Annotated in this window: 24 protein-coding genes; 7 read left to right on the top strand and 17 right to left on the bottom strand. The window is 43.1% G+C overall.

The window, feature by feature from the left end:
• Positions 1 to 112: 112 nt before the first annotated feature.
• From ACOMA8_RS03555 to ACOMA8_RS03545, 3 genes are read right to left on the bottom strand one after another with little or no spacing between them, the layout of a single operon-like run.
• The gene (locus ACOMA8_RS03555) at positions 113 to 358 is read right to left on the bottom strand and encodes a hypothetical protein (protein ID WP_161899988.1); all 246 of its coding nucleotides are present in this window, start codon (positions 356 to 358) and stop codon (positions 113 to 115) included.
• A 13-nt stretch (positions 359 to 371) separates the two neighbouring features.
• The gene (locus ACOMA8_RS03550; RefSeq protein ID WP_421368579.1) at positions 372 to 869 is read right to left on the bottom strand and encodes a GNAT family N-acetyltransferase; all 498 of its coding nucleotides are present in this window, start codon (positions 867 to 869) and stop codon (positions 372 to 374) included.
• Positions 870 to 928: 59 nt separating this feature from the next.
• Positions 929 to 1,213, bottom strand: coding sequence for a hypothetical protein (locus ACOMA8_RS03545; protein WP_421368577.1), 285 nt, complete (start codon positions 1,211 to 1,213; stop codon positions 929 to 931).
• 254 nt (positions 1,214 to 1,467) lie between these two features.
• Between ACOMA8_RS03545 and ACOMA8_RS03540 the strand changes: the two genes are divergently transcribed.
• From ACOMA8_RS03540 to ACOMA8_RS03530, 3 genes are read left to right on the top strand one after another with little or no spacing between them, the layout of a single operon-like run.
• Complete coding sequence (locus ACOMA8_RS03540; protein ID WP_161899990.1) at positions 1,468 to 1,791, top strand: PadR family transcriptional regulator; 324 nt, start codon at positions 1,468 to 1,470, stop codon at positions 1,789 to 1,791.
• Positions 1,791 to 2,645, top strand: coding sequence for a hypothetical protein (locus ACOMA8_RS03535; RefSeq protein ID WP_421368575.1), 855 nt, complete (start codon positions 1,791 to 1,793; stop codon positions 2,643 to 2,645). Before ACOMA8_RS03540 ends, ACOMA8_RS03535 begins: the two co-directional genes overlap by 1 nt.
• 38 nt (positions 2,646 to 2,683) lie before the next feature.
• On the top strand, positions 2,684 to 2,986 hold the full coding sequence (locus tag ACOMA8_RS03530; protein ID WP_421368573.1) for a hypothetical protein: 303 nt from the start codon (positions 2,684 to 2,686) through the stop codon (positions 2,984 to 2,986).
• A 98-nt stretch (positions 2,987 to 3,084) separates the two neighbouring features.
• On the opposite strand, the gene ACOMA8_RS03525 is transcribed toward ACOMA8_RS03530, so the two are convergent.
• Positions 3,085 to 3,765: a YoaK family protein gene (locus tag ACOMA8_RS03525; protein WP_421368570.1), complete on the bottom strand. Its 681-nt coding sequence runs from the start codon at positions 3,763 to 3,765 to the stop codon at positions 3,085 to 3,087.
• A 658-nt stretch (positions 3,766 to 4,423) separates the two neighbouring features.
• Between ACOMA8_RS03525 and ACOMA8_RS03520 the strand changes: the two genes are divergently transcribed.
• The gene (locus tag ACOMA8_RS03520) at positions 4,424 to 4,609 is read left to right on the top strand and encodes a hypothetical protein (RefSeq protein WP_161899994.1); all 186 of its coding nucleotides are present in this window, start codon (positions 4,424 to 4,426) and stop codon (positions 4,607 to 4,609) included.
• Between the two features lie 232 nt (positions 4,610 to 4,841).
• Here ACOMA8_RS03520 and ACOMA8_RS03515 read toward each other — a convergent pair whose 3' ends face one another.
• The 6 genes from ACOMA8_RS03515 to ACOMA8_RS03490 all read right to left on the bottom strand — a co-directional run bounded on the left by ACOMA8_RS03515 (position 4,842) and on the right by ACOMA8_RS03490 (position 11,492).
• Positions 4,842 to 6,560 carry a Spy0128 family protein gene (locus ACOMA8_RS03515; protein WP_421368568.1) on the bottom strand — a complete coding sequence of 573 codons (1,719 nt, stop codon included), beginning with the start codon at positions 6,558 to 6,560 and terminating at the stop codon, positions 4,842 to 4,844.
• Between the two features lie 908 nt (positions 6,561 to 7,468).
• A complete protein-coding gene (locus ACOMA8_RS03510; protein WP_161899996.1) occupies positions 7,469 to 7,798 on the bottom strand; it encodes a P-II family nitrogen regulator in 330 nt (109 codons plus the stop codon).
• A 14-nt stretch (positions 7,799 to 7,812) separates the two neighbouring features.
• Positions 7,813 to 8,130, bottom strand: coding sequence for a hypothetical protein (locus ACOMA8_RS03505; protein WP_421368566.1), 318 nt, complete (start codon positions 8,128 to 8,130; stop codon positions 7,813 to 7,815).
• Positions 8,120 to 9,679 (bottom strand): DUF1538 domain-containing protein, encoded by a 1,560-nt coding sequence (locus tag ACOMA8_RS03500; protein WP_421368564.1) that lies wholly within the window; start codon positions 9,677 to 9,679, stop codon positions 8,120 to 8,122. The genes ACOMA8_RS03505 and ACOMA8_RS03500 overlap by 11 nt, the downstream gene beginning before the upstream one ends.
• Positions 9,680 to 10,041: 362 nt before the next feature.
• On the bottom strand, positions 10,042 to 11,148 hold the full coding sequence (locus ACOMA8_RS03495) for a tetratricopeptide repeat protein (RefSeq protein ID WP_421368562.1): 1,107 nt from the start codon (positions 11,146 to 11,148) through the stop codon (positions 10,042 to 10,044).
• 53 nt (positions 11,149 to 11,201) lie between these two features.
• Entirely contained in the window at positions 11,202 to 11,492 is a 291-nt protein-coding gene (locus tag ACOMA8_RS03490) for a hypothetical protein (protein ID WP_421368559.1), read from the bottom strand.
• 478 nt (positions 11,493 to 11,970) lie between these two features.
• On the opposite strand from ACOMA8_RS03490, the gene ACOMA8_RS03485 reads away from it, so the two are divergent.
• Together ACOMA8_RS03485 and ACOMA8_RS03480 are read left to right on the top strand one after the other, a co-directional pair.
• On the top strand, positions 11,971 to 12,144 hold the full coding sequence (locus ACOMA8_RS03485; protein ID WP_161900000.1) for a hypothetical protein: 174 nt from the start codon (positions 11,971 to 11,973) through the stop codon (positions 12,142 to 12,144).
• Between the two features lie 665 nt (positions 12,145 to 12,809).
• The gene (locus ACOMA8_RS03480) at positions 12,810 to 13,187 is read left to right on the top strand and encodes a YxeA family protein (RefSeq protein ID WP_161900001.1); all 378 of its coding nucleotides are present in this window, start codon (positions 12,810 to 12,812) and stop codon (positions 13,185 to 13,187) included.
• Positions 13,188 to 13,598: 411 nt separating this feature from the next.
• Here the strand turns inward: ACOMA8_RS03480 and ACOMA8_RS03475 are convergent, their stop codons facing one another.
• The 3 genes from ACOMA8_RS03475 to ACOMA8_RS03465 all read right to left on the bottom strand — a co-directional run bounded on the left by ACOMA8_RS03475 (position 13,599) and on the right by ACOMA8_RS03465 (position 17,288).
• Complete coding sequence (locus tag ACOMA8_RS03475) at positions 13,599 to 14,651, bottom strand: aspartate-semialdehyde dehydrogenase (protein ID WP_421368556.1); 1,053 nt, start codon at positions 14,649 to 14,651, stop codon at positions 13,599 to 13,601.
• Between the two features lie 219 nt (positions 14,652 to 14,870).
• The gene (locus ACOMA8_RS03470; RefSeq protein WP_161900003.1) at positions 14,871 to 15,251 is read right to left on the bottom strand and encodes a VOC family protein; all 381 of its coding nucleotides are present in this window, start codon (positions 15,249 to 15,251) and stop codon (positions 14,871 to 14,873) included.
• A gap of 183 nt (positions 15,252 to 15,434) precedes the next feature.
• Entirely contained in the window at positions 15,435 to 17,288 is a 1,854-nt protein-coding gene (locus ACOMA8_RS03465; RefSeq protein WP_421368553.1) for a glycoside hydrolase family 2 protein, read from the bottom strand.
• A 100-nt stretch (positions 17,289 to 17,388) separates the two neighbouring features.
• Here ACOMA8_RS03465 and ACOMA8_RS03460 point away from each other — a divergent pair, with 100 nt between their 5' ends.
• Positions 17,389 to 18,207, top strand: a complete 819-nt coding sequence (locus ACOMA8_RS03460; RefSeq protein WP_421368551.1) for a helix-turn-helix domain-containing protein — start codon at positions 17,389 to 17,391, stop codon at positions 18,205 to 18,207.
• Positions 18,208 to 18,420: 213 nt separating this feature from the next.
• Here the strand turns inward: ACOMA8_RS03460 and ACOMA8_RS03455 are convergent, their stop codons facing one another.
• From ACOMA8_RS03455 to ACOMA8_RS03440, 4 genes are all read right to left on the bottom strand, one after another.
• Positions 18,421 to 18,780: a hypothetical protein gene (locus ACOMA8_RS03455; protein ID WP_421368549.1), complete on the bottom strand. Its 360-nt coding sequence runs from the start codon at positions 18,778 to 18,780 to the stop codon at positions 18,421 to 18,423.
• Positions 18,781 to 19,306: 526 nt separating this feature from the next.
• Positions 19,307 to 19,714, bottom strand: coding sequence for a hypothetical protein (locus tag ACOMA8_RS03450; protein WP_421368547.1), 408 nt, complete (start codon positions 19,712 to 19,714; stop codon positions 19,307 to 19,309).
• Positions 19,715 to 19,879: 165 nt separating this feature from the next.
• Complete coding sequence (locus ACOMA8_RS03445; protein WP_421368545.1) at positions 19,880 to 20,179, bottom strand: hypothetical protein; 300 nt, start codon at positions 20,177 to 20,179, stop codon at positions 19,880 to 19,882.
• Between the two features lie 165 nt (positions 20,180 to 20,344).
• A complete protein-coding gene (locus tag ACOMA8_RS03440; protein WP_421368543.1) occupies positions 20,345 to 21,178 on the bottom strand; it encodes a helix-turn-helix domain-containing protein in 834 nt (277 codons plus the stop codon).
• Positions 21,179 to 21,339: the final 161 nt, after the last annotated feature.

Below are 21,339 nucleotides of genomic sequence, written 5' to 3'. Positions count from 1 at the left end.
TGACAGATACTAAATATCATAGAAACTTCCACCGCCAGTTGTAATACGAAAAAAAACTGAAAATCGGCAAAAAAACCGTTTTTCAGTATCAGCTATTTACGGCTTATTGTTCTCAGTGGAATAATCCAGTGGCGATGGAAATCATGCCCGTAATCATCACTAAAACCAATGAACCAGAAGCAATTTTTTCCCAGCGACTCAATTCCGCCAGACGTCCCGACAAATCTTGCAAGTAAAGCACCATCCAACAGAAAATGCAGAACACCGAGAACAGATTTCCCACGGGCAAACCAAAAAACCACCAAATGACTACTGCTGCCACTGAAAGCAGCAACGCCCCTAAAGACTTCTTTTCCATATACTCCCTCGATTCAACCACTCTCTTCAAAAAAATAGCAATAACCAGTTTTTCCATCCCGCTCCTGTCTTTGAAAACCGAGACTCTCAAACAGGCGCTGTGAACCTTGATTGTAGTCATAGACTTCTCGAACTTGAAATGTCTTAGTCCCCTCGTCTTTCAATCGCTGTAAAAAATAGCGAAGAATGCAGGTGGCGATACCTTGTTTTTGATAGGTCGGATCCAATAAAATTGCAAAATCATCAGCTGCCAGCCAAACATCCCCAATCGTCTTCCAAGTGACAACAGCATTCCCTTCAGTTTTTTTTGTACTAATCAAAATGTAGTATAACTCCCCGTGCTGCTGCTGATAGTCGTACATTTTCTTGATCTGAGTTAGGCTGTAAGGTTCTTGCGTCCCATTCACCAGTCGTTGTAGTTGGGGATCTTTGTACCATTCTAAGGCTTCTGGTCGCAGGTCTTTATATGGAGCTAAACATAAATCGGTGCCTATTCTGATACCTCCAGACAACTTTTTTCACCTCTCCTACTTTTTACCGTCAAAGTGCTTAGGCAAAAAAATGGTCCTATTCAATCAGAGCTCAACGGTCCAAAAGGTGCTGAAAGGACCGTAATCTCATACGAACAATTTGCTGGTAGCTCTTCTGCCAACAGATGCTCGAAATTCTCCTGATGAAAATAAGGAGAATCATTTTCTACTATTATCGTCCAATTGTAACCATTTTTTACCGTCCAAATTCCGACAGGCGCTAAGTTGGGGTAATCAGACAGCTGCTGTGGGTCTGTAAAATCAATTCGGTACCCTCGACGATAGACTGTATCTACCAATTGAGTCATTTTCTCTGAAAAACGCATGGCTTCATCTCCTATTGATTTGTCAGTCATCGAATCGTCTACAAATTGCAGCCTGGTACTGCAAACAGAATTTCAATGACCCTCGCAAAAAAGAAAGCGATTCCACATTTATCATAGCACTTTTAACAAAGCTGTCAATCTAGCTTGCCATTTTCCGAAAATCATCTGCTGCTTATATCCAAATCGAATATATATCCATTTGACATATATCCAAAATGGATATAAGATAAAAGTATAAAGAAAGAAGGAATTCCATGAAAAAAAGTGACGGCGGCTTGACGATTCCCCTATCGAATACTGCGACGCTGATCCTCTTGTGCCTGCAACAGCCTTCCCACGGCTATGAAATCATGAAATATGTAGAGGAGCGCAGCGACGGCATGGTCACTATTGGGCCGGCGACTATGTATCGCAGCATTGCTGATTTCATCGCTCAAGGACTGATTTTTCAATTGCCCACTGAGGGGACAAAAAAAGAATATGTCATCACCGAAAAAGGGCGGTCGCTTTTGGAAGAGCAGCGAAAGTTTTTGCGGCTCCTCAATAAAATTGCTGATGAACGACGGGGGGAAATCTGATGAGAAAAATCAAATGGCAGGTGGCCGGTTCCCGCAGAGAAGGCCGCTATCTGACTAAAATGTTGAGCGAAGGTTATGTACTGGAAAGTACGAGCCGCGGATTTTACCAGTTCAAAGTCATTTCTGTTCCGCAACAGTACCAGTTGATACGTGAATTTTCTGACCAGCCTATTGATCAAGAAAACAAAACAGCCCTCATTGAATTAGGATTAGTAGCAATCACGCAACGACGCCTGCCAGGACCCGGCCAAGCCTATTATCTCGTTTACTCTTACCCACTAGCGCTATCTGATGAAAAGGCTAAGGCGAATAATGACGACGGCTTTTCTGATATCAGTGGCGATTTTGCCATTGAAAGAGCCTATCGTCAGCGGCAAGTGGACAAACGGCGCTTTGTCCAGACCGGTTTCGCTTTTTTATTGGCCTGTTGCTGGGGGCTGTCCCTTATTCCAGGCCTCTCCGAAACATTGGCTGTTTTCTTTTTACTCGCGCCGTTATTACTGATTCCGCTGGTCTGGCTCGCACCATTTATCGCTACCACTTCTGCTAGACGCCGTTTACGGCAACTGAAAAGTCAGAACAGTGATTACCAATCCTCCTGGCTGCCGACGTTGACCGTCACTTTACACTCTCAAAGACAAGTACCGTTGATGGAGAAACTGACTTATATCGGTACTTGGCGACTGATTAATCAGCAGAAAAAAGACGGTACTACCACCTACATTTATCAGCTGAAAAGCCTGATGAGTGAAGACGACATCAAAGCGGCAATTCAAGAGATGCTGCAGATTCCCGAAACAGAGATTCGCATCGTTACCAGCTGGGGACTGTATGGAATCGGAGGCATGTTTTGATTGTTACAACTACGCAAAAAAAAGAAAGGATGAAAAAAATGACTGAAACGACTCCAAAAGTCACCAAAATGGAAAATTTGGCTAATATTTTTCGAATTGAGTTTGACAATGGCGCTGTGAAATTCCTCAAGGCTGAATGGGTCCAAGACATGCTAGCTGCGCTTACACCGGGAAAAGCTGGCGAAGGAAAGCGCGTCAGCCTTCTAGGTATTGGCGCTAACATGTGGATTGGCACCGAGATTGCTATCGCCGAAGACGGTACCGTAACGATCAACGGCAAAAAGAGCCTGACTTCAAAAGAGTTGTGGGAAGCCGGGAAAGACCACGTATCTCAGCTTTGACAAAGTCACACGTTTCTTGTACATGAGTTCAAAAAACAGCCGACAAAATCGGAAGCCCTTCAATGACTTCTCCGGTTTCGCCGGCTGTTTTTGGTACTTCATTTTGTGATAATTTGCTTGCGCTGGTCTTGAAAAATAATCACTGCTGCTATCAGCAAAAACACTGAGCTGACAAGCACTGTTCGTTCCCCAAAGCGCTCCGCCAGATTACCGGTTAAAGCAGCCCCAAAAACAAAAGCGACCACGATGGCTAACGTATCATTGCCCTTTTTCAAAGCCCCTCGATTTCCGCCAGACAGAGCATTCCAGTAACTCTCCGCCAACGTCCGCAGGTTGCCAGTCATCATCAAAGAGGTGAAGGGACCACCTTTTAGTTTACGAAATTCTTGCAGTTGGGCCGCAGCAGCCAATGAAACCATGGCACTGGCCAACATGTCTGGAACCACCGGCGCAACTAACGCCGTTAACCAAATCAAGAGAATTTCCCACCCCAAAACAAACAATTGTCGATTTTTCAGGGACTCATTTTTCTCAAAACGCTGTTGTAAAATCCGAATCAAAATCGTACCTAATGCAAATGCTGCGATAGGCACCAAATAATGAAGACTGCGACTAAGGTCATCTTTAGTCAGGTGAATTCCCAAAAGGATGAAGTTCCCCGTCTGCAGCCCCGCAAAAACCTCTCCATGTTCCAGATACGTGTATGCGTCCAGCCCACCCGCTGCCATCGCCAATAAAGAACCCACCAGCAGCCGTTCATGAATTGGATAATTTTTCATAGGGAGACCTCTTTTCTTACCATCCTTGACACGATTTTTGTCGCAATTTCCAAGCTAACTGCCTGCTACTTTCAGATTAAGTATACTCCCCTGCCTGCAAAACTTGCCGATAGTTGCTCAAAGGAGTAGCGAAGTATTATTTCTGACAATTTAAGAATTTCGCGGTAAACTTTTTAAAAAGCTAGCTGAAGGAGTTGGTAAAACTGTTACAATTGCCTAACAATTCTGAGGAGACTAAAGGACAGCAAAAAAATCAAAAAAATAGGCGCTCTCCTATTTTTTGTTGCAATTGTTCTTTTACTTGCACTGCTTATCTCCGGTCTTTTATTAAACCAGATAAACAGCAAATAGCTTGGCTTAGGCCTTTTGTCACTTTGTATTGTTTTAGAGGTGGTCAGTTATTTTTTATATAGATCTAACTACAGTCACTCTAAAAATGACGCTTCTGCCGTTTGGGTCCCAAAACTTTCTGGAATTGGAGTTTCTGTCAATCCTGATACGCCACTGGTAAAAGCAATATGGCTGATCGTAATCATTGCTTCGATTGCTTTGTGGTTATATACCCTGTTATTTCGCGCAACGAACTTTCTTTCTCTGGATTGTTCGGGTGATTAAAGTGCTATACTGAAGGCAATGATAAGACAAGGAGCTGAGTTTCATGACTAACGATTGGCTGACCCCGCCACCGCCGCTGCCAGATGCCCCACTCACCACCGACAAAGATACCACACTGGTTCTTAAAAAAGATGAGTTGCAACAAAAGTCATCAGAACCGACGATTGTCACCATTAGCGGCATGGCTATTGATTTACCAGAAGAACCCAAAGTGATCAAAAAGCAATAAAAAATTCCCCGTCACGACGCTTGTGTCAGTTTTTCATTGGTCGCTTGGATCATGAAAAACTGAAAGAGCCTTCGTGGCGGGGCTTTTCTTTTGTCATTTATTTACGCGGTGAAATCTTCTGCTGTAGCATTTGACTTACTCACCAGATAGAATATCAAAGCTAACAAGTACCTCTCAGTCAATGACTAAGCTCTATGATTCACTACAGCTCATAATTCAGCCTGTGCCTATATCATCGGTACTGTTTATGTTGTTTCTTCATAAACAATAAAACACTAATTGCTAAAAATAATAAACCTAGAAAAGCAAAGCCATTCTTTTCAGCACCAGCTTTAGGCAACTTCTTATTTTCTTTGGCTTTATTGCTGCTGTTCGGTGTTGTCTCCTTTAGTGAGTGGCTTGATTTTGTCGTTGCTTTCGGGCTTGGATTTCCCGCAGCTTCACTGGAAGTTTCCGAAATCACTTCAGAGTCACTGGATTTGGCTGAGCTGGAATTTGATTCGCTGGACTCTGATGAATTTTCACTGCTTGGCTCAGTCGTTTGGCTACTGTCGGTATCACTGGTCTGTGCAGGTGTAAAGGTATTCGTGAACGTCTTTCTTCCTTCAATAAAGCTGACTTCACTTGTTAACGCTTCGCCAGTTGCTTTCACCAGAACGTGTGCCTCCAACACCGTTGAGTCATAAGTGATATTTTTCTGTCCGTCATCGACTTCCTCGATGGTATAGGTATATTCTCCCGGTGCCGTGTACCAAAGCGGAGTGAATGGAATACTGCCTGCTGCTGTGTTTTTTGCACGGGCCAGTTCTACCCCATTAGCATCCCGTAGAATAAACTCAAACTGATTGGCATCGAGATCAGCACCTTCTAAAACTTTAGCCGCTTCAATACTTGCAGAAGTTTTTTTCAAGGTCAGCCGGGCAGGTTCTGTGTAAACTGGTGCTTCATCTGTTTCATTGGGGGTGATTTTCACACGATACAAATTGCCATCATTGTCTTTTGTAGCAGTAACATCCAAAGACTTTGTCATACTTTGCTGACCGTTGCTGTTTGAAGAGGTTCCCTCAATATCAGTAAAAGTTGCCCCATCATTGGTACTTTCCTGCCACACAATATCGGCAGTAACTTTTTGAGGCGATTGTAAGGTGATTACAGAATCAAAGTGTGCATTGTCGCCAATAGTCAAATTCAGCTGATCGTCAGGATTTGTTCCTGTTACTGTTGCATCAAACTCATACTCGACATAAGCGGATGGCCGATAGGAAAAGGCGTGCCACATCCCTTCTGCACCTTCATATGTCCGCTCTTGAAAAATGGTGAAAGAAGTCGCTTGTGGCACGTTTGCCGGCATCGTCCGGACATCCCCTAACAGAATAACCGGTCGCGTTCCAACTTTAGAACCATCATTTGTCAGGTAACTCAATGCTTCCATACCAGTCTTCTCACCGGCAAGATAAAGTTTGATTCCCTGCGTCCCATTGACAGCTGTTGTTGCCGGCACTTCAGAACCGTCGACAGCCACCATTGGATCCGGTATGCGCCACGCCTGAATACTCTCGTCATAGATATAATTACCCTTGGCAACAACCGGTCCGCCCCAGTTAGTTATCGTGAAGTTAGGGGCTTCAATATACGGAATGACCTTCAGCAGCCGATAATTTGGATCAGCCTTTTTCGTAAACGTATAAGTTGCCGTGTACTTGTCCCCATCCACCGTACTTGTCCCCGGCGATGGGATGGCAATCGTCGTAGAAAATAAATTATTGCTTGATTGAATATTAGCCATGTTGACTTTCTTATTGACGATAAAGGTCTTATTAGCAGTGGTCACTTGTCCTGCATTTTCAGCCGCGTATTTGGATTGTGCTCCCCCCAACAAAGAAAGCAACGTTACAGTAGCCAGTACAGATGCTCCCTTTTTCCAAAATCGATTCTGCCTCTGTTTCTTCATCCAAAAATCCCCCTGTTCCATTCGTAATTCTTTAATTGACGGGACCGCTTAACTTTAAGTGAGTTCCATTTCCACTTTCTCATCAAGCAGTTTTCCTGCCGAAAGTTCCCCTGCCTTTTTCCGCACAATAATATAACTGGAATTACAAATGTTTCTATAGACAGATTATATAGGAACTAATTCAAACCAGCAAAATTTTATTCATATTACACAATTAAATACAATTATTTTGATTTAAAAATCCGTTTCCATTTGTTTTATGTAGCTTTTTCATACAAATTAAACGAAAATTCATCAATTTCGGAGACTACTCAACAATGTCGCTTTAACTATTTTTCATAACAGCTAAGTACGGTCATTCTGACGATTTTCTACAGCTTTTTTAAAATAAATACACAGCTTATATTTTTAATTTTTAGCAGCATGTCAAACCGTTGTTTCATCTCGATAACCATTGACAAATGGCACAATCAGCCCACAACTCTGTTCAACTCTGTTATTTTATACTCAGTGCTATTTACTTTATTGTAAAAATAAAACTTCTTTTTTTCGAATAGAAATAGCTTAGCTGCTGCCCAAAAATCGAGTAGCTGATACCTCTAAAATCCGGAAACTGGTTTTTCCACATTCATTAAGTAGTTGCTCTTTCATCATGATAGTATTGGTATCACTATCTTTAACGCCACAGCAATTCTCCTTAAAAACGAAAAACCAAAAAAAATTACCTCTCAGCCGGAGGAAAACTTCTTGTGAATGCTTGTATTACAGCTAGTCTGGTTTACCTAGCTGTCGATCATAATCAGGCACCCCAAAACTTACAGCCAGTCCAAAAAGGTGATACAAAGCTGAGAATCTCAGCTTTGTATCACCTTTTTTTAGCGCTATCATCCAAAATGGGCACTACACTACTATCTCGGGGTAAAGGAGACGCCAATCATTTGGTCAATCGGTGTCGTATAACAGATGCTGTGGGCTGGTGTTTTTCTTCCAGCCTTTTCGTTGATTGCCTGCATCGCCTTTTGAGCGACCGCTTTTTCTGTGATACACAGAACAAGGTCTTTTTCAGAGTCTAACGTGATACCCATAAACACCTCATAACGTGGCCCTTCACCTCGCCCAGACATGATAGTTGCCCCTGATGCTCCCGCCTCACGGGCAATGGCGACAACTTCATCGGCAAACCCTGCATTTGTGATAATATGTAGCGCTCGAATGTCTTTCTCTAGAGATTGCTCCATCGTATAAGCTCCTTTCAAAATGAGACTTCCCCTACCGGTGTTGTGTAGGCAATTCCGGTATTCGGTTGATCAAACTGAAAATCCTTCAACAGTAGATCCATAATCTGTTCCTGGTCACTTTTTCTAATCAAACAGGTAATCACTGCTTTCTTTTTTTCCGCTGTCAATCCCAATACCTTCAGCAGATAGTTAGGGTCCATTGTCCCTTCCCCATAGGTGGTCATAATCAGTTGAGCACCGTTAGCCACTAATGCTTTTAGCAGTAGCTCGGCTTTTTTTCTACCGACAATGATAGTTAGCTGACGCAGGGCTTCCTCACATCTATCCTTCATGATCTGCTTTCCCCCTCTCCTCTTCAAACAGGCCTTCAAGACTATCCAGTTCCAGCTCATCAGAAGCTCTGCTTAGAGCAGCGCGCCGCTCATAAAGAAGTCCCAACACCTGAACAGCAATCAGCGGCGTCACAGAAATAAAAGCGATTACACCAAAGCCGTTCATCAAAATCGATTGGGGTTGCGAGCTAGTATCAGCTACAGCTTGAGCCACACCTAATGTCAACGGCGTCAAAAATGCCGAAGTCAATGCACCACCAGTCACTCCTCCAGAATCAAATGCTAAACCTACAAACAGGTTTGATGTATACCTCATCATAATCAAAGCCACCAAGTAAAGCGGCGCTAAGAACCATAGAATATTGATTTGAGTGATAATCTTCAAAATAGCAAGAACCGTCGCAAACCCGATTCCCAAGGCTAAAGTTAACCGAATCGTCTGCTTTTTTATATGACCATTTGTCAGCTCTTCCAACTGATCACCTAATACTGTCACTGCTGGTTCAGACAGCGTGATCGCGATTCCTAAACCAAATCCCACTACTAGCAGCCAGCCCCACCGACCGGATTCAAGAAAAATCTCGCCAATGTATTTTCCTGCAAAGGCAAAACCATAATCGATACCAGTTAAAAAAATCAGCAGTCCTACATACACAGGGACGAGACCCAGCAAGATTCGAGTCAGCTCGCTTTTGGAGAGTTTTATCATAAATTGAAAGGGAATAAAGGCCACGACTATAGGAACCAGAGCAAAGGCCACATCTTTAAAATTACCTATCAGTATTTGACGAAAGGTTTGAGAAACACTGGGATCATAGAATTGGGCATCTGATAAGGTGATGGAGGGATGGTGTTTCAAAATCAGTCCGTAAATAAATACTGCAAGGATTGGACCAACTGAAGAAATGCCAATCACTCCAAAAGTATCCTCATTGGTCCGATGTTTGGACATCGTCTTTGAGACACCAATTCCCAAGGCCAAGATGAAAGGAACCGACACATCCCCGGTCGTCGCGCCACTAGCATCAAAAGCCAAGCCGACAAAATCTCCCGGCACAAAGATTACAAGGAGAAAGATAAGCCCATATAGCCAGGCAAAAACTTTTTTCAGCGGCCAATTTTTCATAACTCGAAGCAGTGCGAAACCTACCGATAAGCCAATTCCTAAACTGGCTATCCAAACAAAGATCCGGATGCTGACCTCTGGCATAATCATGTTAGTCTGACGTGCCAACACTTCCAGCGCCGGTTCTGCAACCGTTACCAAAAGTCCAAATAGAAAACCACAAAAAACGATTAAAGAGACTTTGCGTAACTTAATCAATGACCGGCCAACGATCTTGCCAATCGGTAAAATACTGCTATCCAAACCCACCAGAAACAGCGTTTGCCCCACGACAACACTGAGATAGGCTACCAGTAGTTTACTATATTCTTCTGTGCTGTTTAACGGTGCTACAAAACCACATACCACCAGAATGATTACCCCCAATGGTAACGAAGAAACAAACACCTCTTTCAACATATTGACTGTTTTGATTTTTCTCACTTCCTTCAGTATCAGACTTACTTAAATTATAGCATAGCTGATTTTCTGTTCAGAAAATTGCGCCTGTACCAACTCTCAAAAACTCTTCCAGACAAGTAGTAAGCTGCCGCTTTTTGCCACAGCGTATCAGCTGGCCTTCCAACTCATCTATGACACTGGTTATACTGAAGCTAGCCATAAAATAAGGTACTGGGTTTTATAACTAACGATTGGCTGAATTCACTGTTTTCAGAGAAAATAAAGTGGTCAAAAGCCAGTTAAAAATCCCCGTCACGACGCTTGCTGTCAGTTTTTTATTGGTAGCTTGGATCATGAAAAACTGAAGGAGCCTTCGTGGCGGGTTCTTTTCTTTTGTCATTTATTTATGCGGTGAAATCTTCTGCTGTAATCGCTACTGATGGGTAGTGAGAGAGTTTCTCTAAATCGGTATCCCAGGGACAGCTGTACACCATGTAGTAACTATTTGGGTCAGCTGCTAATAAGAACCGCAACTGTTTTTCTGCTGCAGATGGATCCATTGTCACAAAAACAACGGAGATAACCGCGATTTTTTCTGAATGTGCCCTTGGCAAGGGTACTTCATCCATCTCAGCTTTTTCCTTAGCATTCCGTGGAACCTCGGTCATACTTCCTTTGACGATTAGCTTTACTGGTCCTGCTCCTTGCAGCCCCATCTGAATCATCGCTTCTTGAAAATCTTCTGGTGGAGGCGGTTGGGGCGGATCACTTGATACCGCTTGTTTCTTAGTATCAAGTGTTGTAGAAATAGCTGTTTTTTGGCCTGACGACTCTTCTTTTATATCCTCGGCTAGTATTTGACGCTCGTCAATTTCAAATACCTTGATAGCTACTAACTTCTTGCGGATATCAGCAGCGCCTACTTGATCTTCTCCCGCCTCGAAAAAGCGTAATGCAGTCTGGAGTGCCTTTTTAGCTTCTGCTTTTTTCCCTTCAGCGACGCGTAATTCCCCTAAACCTCGCCAGCTGCACCCCAATAAAATGGGGTCGTCATTTTGTTCAGCTAAAGTCAATGACTCGGTAAGAATTTCGTGTGCCTCCGGGAAATTTCCCAACAGCAGTGCCAAATAGCCTGCTTCATAGCGGTTGACTGCTTTACGATAGCTGTCATCGGGAAAAAATACTTCCAAAATAGTCGCTTCTTGTTGAATCAGCTGTTGTGCTTCTGGCAACAGCCCCTGTTCTCGTTTGACCATCGCAAGCTGATGTAAACCTACATGCATTTTTTCCGTGTCCTGCAATGCCCGAGCTAGTCGTAGATATTCATCGTAGAGCTCTTCTGCTTCTTGCCATTGGAGCTTTTGAGTTGCCAAATAGCCACTGTAATTCAGGTAGTCAAAATAATGGGGATCTTCTGGCTGGGCTTGCCAGGCGGTCAGTAATCGTCCCAACTCTTCAAAATTTCCTTCAAACAGCGCATTTTGACTGTTCACATAATCATTTTCTGACATCGTAACCTCCTCAAACTTCAAGCGAAAAACGGATTGACCGTTCCTTATTGCCTTTAGCTTTTTGCCACCACTCCCAAAACTATCAACACAAGTCCTAGAAATCCTGTAACCCAGCCGGAAAAATGCGCCAGCCGCTTTTCATCTTCAGTGTATGAATCACGCCTTCCAACAAGACTCGCCCAAAAATACTGTTGTCTTGTGACTATTAGTGCTGCCAAAACAAGCAAACCGCTACCACTGCCCAACAGCCACAAGCGCCAAGAAATTACTTCTCGTTGCAGCAGGATATACCACAACAAAAAGAGTACCACGACACTTCCAAGCATGATTTTTTGCTTCATCATTATCTTATGCCTCCAATTTCTTTCAAAAATGAAGTACTCCGGTCATCAGCAATTCCTAACTTATCTACCACCAGTCTACCACATAAAAACTTCTCCTCATTTTGTAGTCTTGCAAAAAACAGCGCCACTCTTTCCTCTGCTGACGCTCCTCATTTTAGCTTTCACAGCCATGAAGCTTTTGTTCCAGACCATTTTTCAAGGAAATTATTGTTGAAATATGAGCAATTTGATACCGATTTGCTAGCCAATCACGCAAATCATCATTTTCTTAAAAGATGTCACTAAAATCTGCTGCTTATTTCCACATGAAAAGCAGGAGCGTTTTTAAGCGAATTTGTTCGCTTTTTTCTTTATTGACAGCGCTATCAAAACGCATTTGTTTCTACTATAATAGATACAAGCATATGCTGTCAAAAGACGCGCCAAACACCACAAAAATAGCATCGGGCATTTCCCTCAAAAGAAAGAAGTGACGGTCATGATTTGGATGAAACGACTACTTTTTACTGCATTGTATTTTTTGCTGATATTTGGTGTCCTGAGATTTACCAATATTTCGGCAATAGCTATTCTGCCAATTACCATCGCATTTTCAGGCGTTATTGCCAAAAATGGCGTTTTAGCTGCCTTAGACAAGTACTTTCATGATTGACTCCAGGCGACGCTTTTTATCTTTAGCCGTGGTTTAATAAGAATAAGCACGCTAACTTGTAACTATTTTTTGTAACTATTTTTCATAGATTAGCGTATCTCCTTTTTGTTTGATGGTTTTCCCAGCTTTTCTTCGTCGCCACACCCATCTCTTTAAACTTAAAAAAATCTGCGACCCAATAATCAGGCGACCGCCTCTAGCGTGACTTCCCAAAGCCACCTGTCATTTAGCGGATTCGCCTTTTTGGTGTCGACTGGCTTTGCCAGCAGGTAAACAAGCCTTTCACAAAGGGCTCTATCAAAAAATGATGACTGAAGAGTCCTTATTGATAGTCTGGATAGTCGTATTTCCTCTCAATTATCTCCGAAAACAACTTCTCCTATATTTCCGAAAAAAGTCAGTTTTTTGAACATCTAGAAATGCCGATATCATTCCTAATCTTTTCCAAACAAAGCTGTCCTATCAATGATTTGTCCTAGAAAAAGTGTCGAAAAATAATAATTTACAACAAGTGACAAAAGTGTTCGTGAAATCGAAGGCTTTTATCATGAAAATTTTCGAAAGCCGTGATACCCTATCGTTGCAAGTTGCACAGATTCCGCAGGTCATTGCTGATAATCGCTGTATTGCAAGACTGCGATTTTACACAAAGGAGTTTTTATCTTATGAAAAAAATTATCGCCCTCGTTGTTGTGGTTCTCTTAGGTGTCGTGGGTTTCAAAGGCTGGCAGTATTATCAAGAAACCTATCAGGGGGTGACCGCCTACGCGTTGGTGCCGGAAACAGTTCCTGAAAAGGTTCAAACCGTTGATGATAGCGGCGAAAAAATTGCTGGTTGGTCCAGCTATAAATACCAGCTGACCTTCGTTAAAGCTGACGGCAGCACCCAGCAAATGAACTATGAATTGTCTAACTCTGATCCAACACCATTACGGCCAGGAGCTATCGTCAAAGCTGAAATCAGCCAAAAACGTGTCATCGAAGGGCCAAATGAAGTTGCACAAAATAAAGTTCCCGATAAGGTTCTGGCGCAGCTAAAATAACTGCGCCAGAACCTATGGCAACTGTAGCTCTCCGTACCCAACAAAAAAACACTGCTTTCTCGCTTCCGGTTATAAATCTGCGGCTTTTCGCTAATTCACACCGGCAGCTGAGAGCAGTGTTCGTTTTTATCTTAGCTAAATCGTGAGCCTTTTTAGATAAAGATATCCGCTTCCAGTAAGCTTCCCTAGTTTTTCCACAAGAAGCCTCAAAAAATCTGTACACCACAAATTTAGCTTTTACGCTGCGAAGGCCTTTGTTGCTTCGCTGCTACTTTTATAGAAAAAAACCGCAGGAAAAATGCTTCCTACGGTTTTTTGGTGTCTCTTATTTTTATTAGCTGTTAAGAAGTAAAGGAGTAACATCACTCCATTTTTCTACCGAAAGATCACATCTCTAGTTCTCTATTTCAACTAGTTTACTCTGACAAGATCCATTGCATGGAGCGTTTCAGCGATTTGGACTGAATTCCACGCAGCGCCCTTCAAAAGGTTGTCAGAAACTACCCACATGTGCAGGCCGTTTTCAACATCCAAGTCCCGACGCAAGCGACCGACAAAGGTTTCTTTCTTTCCGACGGCGTTCAGTGCTTGGGGATAGCTTTGTTGGCTAGGGTCATCTTCTAAAACGACACCTGGTGCTTTTGCCAACAGTGCTTTGACCGCAGCTACATCAATAACATCTTCAGTTTCGATATAGACAGATTCCGAATGACCGGCAAACACCGGAATTCGCACACAAGTTGCTGCGATTTTGATGGTATCGTCCGCCATGATTTTACGCGTTTCATTGATCATTTTCCACTCTTCATAAGTGTAGTCGTCTTCGGCAAACACATCAATTTGAGGCAGCGCATTGAAAGCGATAGGGTAATGTTTCTTGTCGCCACCTGCCGGCAGGATTTCAGGATTCAATTCATCCACTGGCGTACCCGCTAAATAAGCTGCACTTTCCCGCCGCAATTCTTCCATAGCCTTGGCACCAGCCCCTGACACCGCTTGGTAAGTGGACACGATGATTCGCTTCAAACCAGCTGCCTGACGGATAGGCTCCAAAGCGACCATCATCTGAATGGTGGAGCAGTTAGGATTGGCGATGATGCCTTGATGGTCTTTCAATGCATCGGCGTTGACTTCAGGCACAACTAGTGGCACGTCCTTATCCATTCGAAAGGCGCTGGTATTGTCTACCACTACCGCACCACGTTTGACAGCTTCCGGCGCAAATTTTTTAGAAATCCCGCCCCCAGCTGAAAATAACGCAATATCCACGCCTTCAAAGGATTCCGGCACCAATTCTTCAATAACCAGCTCATCGCCTTTGAAATTGCGGGTTTGGCCGGCCGAACGGGCTGACGCTAATAACTTCACCTGTGCCAAGGGCAAGGTGGATTGTTCCAACATTTCAATCATTCTCGTGCCGACAGCGCCCGTGGCTCCGACGACCGCTACATTATACCCAGTCATTCACAACACCCCTATTCATATTTGTGCCATTTTACCACATTTACTGTAAAAAAACAGCTGCTTTTCATAAATTGTCAGAAAACTCCGAATGAATGCATAAAAATCCGTCGATAGCGTTTTGATTTACCCCTTGCCATCAAAGCTATGGCTCCGACTGATTCCACAGCTATCAAGCAACGCCTTGACACTTAGTCTTGTGGTCGTTTTTGTAGGCTGCTGTCAGCCAGTGGTCAGCTCAATCAAATTGCCCTCAGGATCTTGTACCACTGCTTCATAATAGCCGTCGCCGGTGGTACGCGGACCGTTTAGCAATGGCAAACCTGCTGCAACAAAGCGCTGCGCAAAACGATTGACATCCGCCTTGCTACCTACCGCGATAGCCAGATGGGCATAACCAAATGCTTCGTGGCTACGCCCAGCCAAAAAGCGTTTATTGGTTAGCTCCAAACGCGCCCCTGAGCTAAAAGTCAAAAAATACGAACGAAAACCGGTTTTTTCATTGTAATAGAGCTCTGAACTCTCCGTCTCAAAAAAATCATGGTAAAAATCCTTCATGTTTTCCAGGTCATTGACCCACACAGCCAAATGCTCGATATGCATTTAGATCTCCTCCTTGAGTGTTGTTAAATTGATTATAACAGACAAATAACTACAGCCGACAATTCGCCTGCAATAACCCGCCCCCTCTGTCAGACCGTAATATCAGCGGTATCATTTTTCTTTCTGTCGTCGAAACAACACCTCAAAAACACCCCACGGCACTTCTCGTGAGGTGTTTGATTTTCAATCTTCAATCGCAGCTTTGCGACGATTAATGGCTTTAAAAATAGCCGGATCAAACTTCGGTGTACGGTTGTAATAATACAATCCGTTTCTCTCTTGTTCCACATCGTAAAGCTGAGTGTAACAAAAGCCAAAAATTTTCGGATGATCCAATAAAACATCTGTCAAGCCCTGATAACGCTGAATGAAGGCCTCCTCATTTTCAGGAGCATCCCCATACCCCCAAGCACTGTCGGGATTGCTGGTGGGGTCCCATTTGATACCACCGTACTCACTGACACAAAAAGCCTGTCCCGAAGTGTAGGTTTGGCGGGCATCGTGCTCGTCCCAAAATTCGCCATTTTTTTGTAGCCCGCCGGTAAAATGCTCTTTAAAGAGGACCGGGTCTTGACAATAATCGTGTAAATCGTAAAAGTCGCTCACTACATGGTAATTGCCACTGGTATCTACGACTGGTCTCGTAGGGTCGTATTGCTTGGTGGTGCGGTAAATCAGCTCCACAATCTCGTCTTTCTGCGGACGGTGTGCTACATCCCACGTTTCATTCATGGGACACCAGGTCACGATAGCGGGATGGTTGAAATCCCGTGCCAACAATTGTTGCCACTCTGGCAGAAAATCGCTGATTGCTGCAAAATCTGACAGATCAATTCCCCAGTTAGCCATCTCTCCCCACACCAAGTATCCAGCCCGATCCGCATGGTACAAAAAGCGTGGTTCAAAGGCCTTTTCATGCAGACGAGCGCCGTTAAAACCACAATCCAGCGCCAATTGAATGTCTTGTTGTAAGGCTGCATCAGTGGGTGCCGTATAGATTCCGTCAGGATAAAACCCTTGATCTAAGACCGTCCGCTGAAAAACAGAGCGACCATTTAGCAAAAAACGGTACCCATCCAAAGCAACTTCCCGTAACCCGAAATAGCTGTGTACCAAATCATTTTCATAGCGCAGTGTCACGTCATACAAACGACCAGCTCCCAGTTCCCATAAATGGGTCTCTAGCAGAGGAATCGTAACCGTCGCAAAGTTACCGGTCAATTGGACTGTGGCACTGCCCATCGAGCGTCCTTCATAGCTGACAGTAATCTGACAGCTACCGCCAATTCCACTGGTTTTAAGGGACATCGTGACTTGACTATCGGCAACATTAGGGAAGTAGCGTACCTCCTGTAAGGCCGCGACAGGTAGAAATTCCAGCCAGACCGTCTGCCAGATTCCGGTGGTTCGTGTGTAGTCACAGCCACGAGAATAAAAGAAGCGACTCTGTTTGCCAACAGGCTGATGAAAACTGCGAGGCTCATCTTCCACGTAAACGGTGATGGTATTTGTTCCTACAATTAGCTGCTCTTGGATATCGAAATAAAAAGAGGCATAGCCGCCTCGATGCGTGCCCACAGAAATCCCGTTTACATAGACTTCGCAGAAATAATCCACCGCACCAAAATGTAAGCGGACAACGTCCCCCGTTCCTTGTGCACCTGTTAACTCCTCCTCACTGATAGTAATCTCTCGTTGATACCAACAAGCAGGAATAAAATCCTTATAGCCGATTTCGCTGAGAACAGATTCTGGACAAAAAGGAACTTGGATTTTTTTGTCAAAAGGATCGTTGTTGGGAGCCGTCTGCCAGTTTTCAAAAATAGGCTCCTCGAGGGCTTGCTTTTCTGCTGGTGAAAAAGTTTGCGCCGCAGAAACGGCATACCATTTGCGATCTTGGCCGCTGCGACCAAAGTCAAAGGCAAAGCGCCAAGTTCCGTTTAAGTTATGCCAGTTTTCCCGCTGAAATTGCGGCTGAGGATGCTCTGGTCGTGGTATTGCGACAGTTTTAGCTTGTTGATTGGCTTGTGATGTCATAGTCTTTCCTCCGTTGACGTTTTTTCTTGTCAGGTATAGTATACAACCATAGAATTGAAATTCCATCCGGGATAACGCCATTGAAGTGAGGAATCCACGCATGATCAAAGAATATATTTTGAGCTTTTTACCCGAACAATTTGCTGCTCCCGAAATTTTTCGCATTGAGCTAGCTGGAATCACCTTTCCTTTTGAAAGTTATCGAGTGGAGCGTCGGTCTTCGGCCATTTGGAGTCTCGAGTATGTTCTCTCTGGACAGGGTACCTTGGTGATCGATGACACTGCCTTTTCTGTTCAAGGCGGAGACTGTTATCTTTTGCCGGCAGGACACGATCATCACTACTGGTCTGCTGCCGAAGAGCCACTGCATAAAATCTGGGTCAATGTGACTGGGACCTTGGTAGATCACCTATTACAGAGCTATCAACTCCAAGATCGTATCCTTTTTCCGGCTACTGACCTGTTTACCGATTTTGATAGGCTACTAGCCCTTTGCGAAAAAGAGCTTTCTCCTGCTGAACGCAGCCGCAGCAGTTCACTGCTGTTTCATCAGCTGATTTTCGACTTGGCGGCGCAACAACCGGCACGTCCACGATTGATCCCAGAGGCTGTTTTACAGGCCAAAATTTTCTTAGAAAACCACCTACAGGATAGCCGGATCACTGTGGCACAGGCTGCTGTTGCCGTCAATCTCTCCTCCTCCCAGTTGACCCGCCAGTTTAAAAAATACTTGCAACAGACTCCTTATGATTATTATCTGGACAAAAAACTGGAGCTGGCGCAATTACTCCTTAAAGAGACACTCCTGAGCATCCAAGAGATTGCCGACCGCTTAGGCTTCGCTGACGAGCACTACTTCTCCACCCTCTTTCGCCAGAAAAACGGCATCTCGCCTAGTCAGTGGCGAATGCGGGAATAACCCGTAGAAAAAAACGCAAGGCAAAGTAAGTAACAACTGGTCTTTACCCGTAGCAATCTGTCTATTTCAAAAACTTTATAAGTAAAAAGCACACTGAAGCGGTTTGATAAGCTACAAAAAAACCGGCTCCTCTAGCAATAGGACCGGTTGTCTTTAACAGCTATTAATTTTGTTATCGACTTAATACTCTTCAAAAAGCAGCTTGTGATGCTCTTATTTTCGTTCGAAAAATTCATAAAACAAGTAAAACTTCCCATCTTTTTTATAGGCAAAATAATCTCCTTTGGCATTGTCTATCTCCCCGAGAACCTGATAGATTTCTGTGCCGACTGGTAAGTTGGTAGAATCCCAATCTGCCAGGTCAGCACCTGCATCTGGATTGACTGCTTTTTTTACTTCGCCAAGCTTTTTGCCAATCTGATCTTTGCCCAGCGGACGATTTCCTGTAACTAGTAAATTTTGTGACTCAGGAATTTTAGTTAAGTTTCGTTGTTCATCTTTTGAAGAGCAGCCTACTAGAACCAACACCAAACTCAGCATTAAAACTATGACTTTCGTACTTTTGAATGACATGATTTTCTTCCTTTCTATCGCTCCAGTGTATCCAATCAACAATATTCCCTGTGAAAACATACTATTACTACATCCAATCAAATATGATCAATTATCAAAAGAAAGCATCCGCTTGGACTTTCAAAAATAACGTTAGAATCCAATGAAGCTTTTTACTCTCTAATGACGGATCCGTGATAGCTAACAATTGGAAAAAGAGAAGGAATCACTCTCCGATGAGGATCGTAAATAATTCAATTGTTTAACCAACCATCTGTTATCTTCATAGTAACCCTTCGTCGGTATTGCGTCTATATGGACCTGTATGCGTTTTAGACTATTTTATTGACAACCTGGATTTCAGCTGAATTGTGATCCGTTATTTTTTCATGTTGGTATCTCCTTGCCATGACCTGACAGTTCCAGTTAAGAATCCACTGATAGAATTCCCTTAGACAAAAAACCACCCAAGAAGTACAAAATCACTTCTTGGGTGGTTGTCTTCATATCGCATCATAGTTTAGCTGACTTCTCCCGAAAAACAGCATTAGTAGGACACGCCTTTTCCTTTAACATAGTGAAGGGACCGGTACGGCACTGTTTTATCTTTTTGAAGAGAGGTTTCCTGAAAAAAATCAATCGTCGCTTTTTCGTCATTTTCCCAGGTTACGACAATATCACAGCTAGAAAAATAAGGTTCTTTTTGATAGGAAAAACTATGTGTGACCTGATTTTGCGGGCTTACTACTCGCAGCCTTGTTCCTTTTAATAACGTCGGTCTACCCAGTTGAATCACTTTAAGCGTAGTCTCTTTGGTAGGTGACACACTTTCTGCGATAAGCGTTTGTTTCGCATAATTGTCGTAATAAAGATAGCCACTCCAAAGTCCAATGGCAAGTGCACAGAAGAGAAAAAACTTTTTTAGACTAGCTTTTGTTTTTTCCGTTTTACTCAAAAAATATAAAATGACTAGAAAAATCAAGAGTACCAGATAGACTGCCAGATAGAGTAAGATAATTTTAATTCCCCCCAAAAATGTCTAGATTCTACATAGAGTAGCTCAACTGACGATCAAAGTGCACTGCAGCTTCTTTTTACATAACAATTTTTTACCCCCAAGTTATCCTTGTCCTAAATATTCGGCAAAGTAGAAGATACCAGCATATCGTCGCACCTCCATATAATCTAGACGACCTCCAGTTGCCTTTTCAATCGGCGCATCTTCAACTTTGTATACCGAGTGGCCGGTATCTGTCTTTTTTTCAAAAGTGATACCACTGGTAAGCCCGCTTTTAAAATATCCCGAGAATACAAGAGAGGTTCTTACTGCAATCACCGGAGTCAGGTGACAGGCAATAAAGCCAAAAATCACCAATAACTCAACCAGGAGCAATTTACTATTCAATTTCATTTTTCTCATGTGTGTCTCCTGTCTATTTAATCCAATCAATCCAGATGGTCCCCAGAAGCTGTTCTAAACCGACTAGATATTACTTAATCAGAGAGCTTCTGCCTCTATGATAGAAACTGGATACACCGGCAGTTAATTTTGTACGGTTTTTCGTCATAAGTTTGTTTGTGTTATTCAATCTGATGTTGGTAAATTTTTTTCAATGTAAGAGATGTACTCCTCTTTTCCCAGATACTCTAGAATAAAGAACAACTCGTACTTCTTTTTATTACTGTAGATGTCGTCGGTGGATAAAAACTGGAAGACCCGCCAGGTAATATCTGCTTCCATACTTTTTAACTCGTCGGCAAAAAAGCGCAGTTCGGGAAAGAATACATCAAACAGCTGTTTTGACTTACGTTCGAAGCCTAGAACCACACCGTTGATTAAAAAGGCCAAAATGTCCCGACTATAATAGAGATTATCGATATAACCTTTCATCTTTTTCACGGATCGTTTGAAATGCATCAGGATATAGTCATCGTCAAAACAAAACAGTGTATTGATAAAAATTGCCAGCTCAAACCGGCCCCAATCCTCAATGGCATCCAGATATACTGAGAGGACCTGCTTTTCTTTTGCTTCGTCAATTACTAGATCACGATTATCCTTTTTCATGACCAATAAGTATTCCGAACGCAAGAGCTGATAATAGCTTTCCCCGGTTTCATTGTACTTCTGAAAAAGCATGTCGGAAAAAGCAGCATCGTATTCTTTGGTTAACTTTTGATAGAAAAGCACAGAAATTCCACGTTTTTCGCTGAGATTGCCATCGTCCAGCAAAAATTGGTACTCTTCCAAAGTAATATTCATGCGATCCAAGTATTGAACGAGCATGTCATAGGAGATTTTGGTAGCCTGTCTCTCAAACGAAGCTAGAGTACTGCGTCGTGAGATTCCTTGAGCCAGTTTCTCCTGAGAAATCCCTCTATCTGTTCTAAGCTTTTTGATTAGCGATTGGTGTTCCATGCAATTCACCCTTTTTTTCTGACGAAAATGCGTACATTTTTGTCTTATCTTCCTTTCGAGATTGTACACTATAAGCACAAAACAAATAAAGGGGCTGACAACTATGTTTGATTTTTTTGAAGAAAAAATCTGGGAAGTAGTGCCTCCTCAATAAACCTTTT

It is taken from the genome of Enterococcus infantis (genome assembly GCF_049166715.1).
Classification (GTDB): Bacteria; Bacillota; Bacilli; order Lactobacillales; family Enterococcaceae; genus Enterococcus_C; species Enterococcus_C leclercqii.
Note: the sequence above shows the minus strand (reverse complement) of the source record. Positions and strands in the feature narration are given on the sequence as shown.

Excerpts from the sequence above, each read along its gene's own strand:
- ACOMA8_RS03515 (WP_421368568.1), bottom strand. The coding sequence starts at position 6,560 with ATGAAGAAACAGAGGCAGAATCGATTTTGGAAAAAGGGAGCATCTGTA.
- ACOMA8_RS03555 (WP_161899988.1), bottom strand. The coding sequence starts at position 358 with ATGGAAAAGAAGTCTTTAGGGGCGTTGCTGCTTTCAGTGGCAGCAGTA.
- ACOMA8_RS03525 (WP_421368570.1), bottom strand. The coding sequence starts at position 3,765 with ATGAAAAATTATCCAATTCATGAACGGCTGCTGGTGGGTTCTTTATTG.
- ACOMA8_RS03465 (WP_421368553.1), bottom strand. The coding sequence starts at position 17,288 with ATGACATCACAAGCCAATCAACAAGCTAAAACTGTCGCAATACCACGA.
- ACOMA8_RS03480 (WP_161900001.1), top strand. The coding sequence starts at position 12,810 with ATGAAAAAAATTATCGCCCTCGTTGTTGTGGTTCTCTTAGGTGTCGTG.
- ACOMA8_RS03445 (WP_421368545.1), bottom strand. The coding sequence starts at position 20,179 with ATGAGAAAAATGAAATTGAATAGTAAATTGCTCCTGGTTGAGTTATTG.
- ACOMA8_RS03475 (WP_421368556.1), bottom strand. The coding sequence starts at position 14,651 with ATGACTGGGTATAATGTAGCGGTCGTCGGAGCCACGGGCGCTGTCGGC.
- ACOMA8_RS03485 (WP_161900000.1), top strand. The coding sequence starts at position 11,971 with ATGATTTGGATGAAACGACTACTTTTTACTGCATTGTATTTTTTGCTG.
- ACOMA8_RS03505 (WP_421368566.1), bottom strand. The coding sequence starts at position 8,130 with ATGAAGGATAGATGTGAGGAAGCCCTGCGTCAGCTAACTATCATTGTC.
- ACOMA8_RS03440 (WP_421368543.1), bottom strand. The coding sequence starts at position 21,178 with ATGGAACACCAATCGCTAATCAAAAAGCTTAGAACAGATAGAGGGATT.
- ACOMA8_RS03540 (WP_161899990.1), top strand. The coding sequence starts at position 1,468 with ATGAAAAAAAGTGACGGCGGCTTGACGATTCCCCTATCGAATACTGCG.
- ACOMA8_RS03520 (WP_161899994.1), top strand. The coding sequence starts at position 4,424 with ATGACTAACGATTGGCTGACCCCGCCACCGCCGCTGCCAGATGCCCCA.
- ACOMA8_RS03495 (WP_421368562.1), bottom strand. The coding sequence starts at position 11,148 with ATGTCAGAAAATGATTATGTGAACAGTCAAAATGCGCTGTTTGAAGGA.
- ACOMA8_RS03545 (WP_421368577.1), bottom strand. The coding sequence starts at position 1,213 with ATGCGTTTTTCAGAGAAAATGACTCAATTGGTAGATACAGTCTATCGT.
- ACOMA8_RS03510 (WP_161899996.1), bottom strand. The coding sequence starts at position 7,798 with ATGGAGCAATCTCTAGAGAAAGACATTCGAGCGCTACATATTATCACA.
- ACOMA8_RS03530 (WP_421368573.1), top strand. The coding sequence starts at position 2,684 with ATGACTGAAACGACTCCAAAAGTCACCAAAATGGAAAATTTGGCTAAT.
- ACOMA8_RS03455 (WP_421368549.1), bottom strand. The coding sequence starts at position 18,780 with ATGTCATTCAAAAGTACGAAAGTCATAGTTTTAATGCTGAGTTTGGTG.
- ACOMA8_RS03535 (WP_421368575.1), top strand. The coding sequence starts at position 1,791 with ATGAGAAAAATCAAATGGCAGGTGGCCGGTTCCCGCAGAGAAGGCCGC.
- ACOMA8_RS03460 (WP_421368551.1), top strand. The coding sequence starts at position 17,389 with ATGATCAAAGAATATATTTTGAGCTTTTTACCCGAACAATTTGCTGCT.
- ACOMA8_RS03490 (WP_421368559.1), bottom strand. The coding sequence starts at position 11,492 with ATGATGAAGCAAAAAATCATGCTTGGAAGTGTCGTGGTACTCTTTTTG.
- ACOMA8_RS03470 (WP_161900003.1), bottom strand. The coding sequence starts at position 15,251 with ATGCATATCGAGCATTTGGCTGTGTGGGTCAATGACCTGGAAAACATG.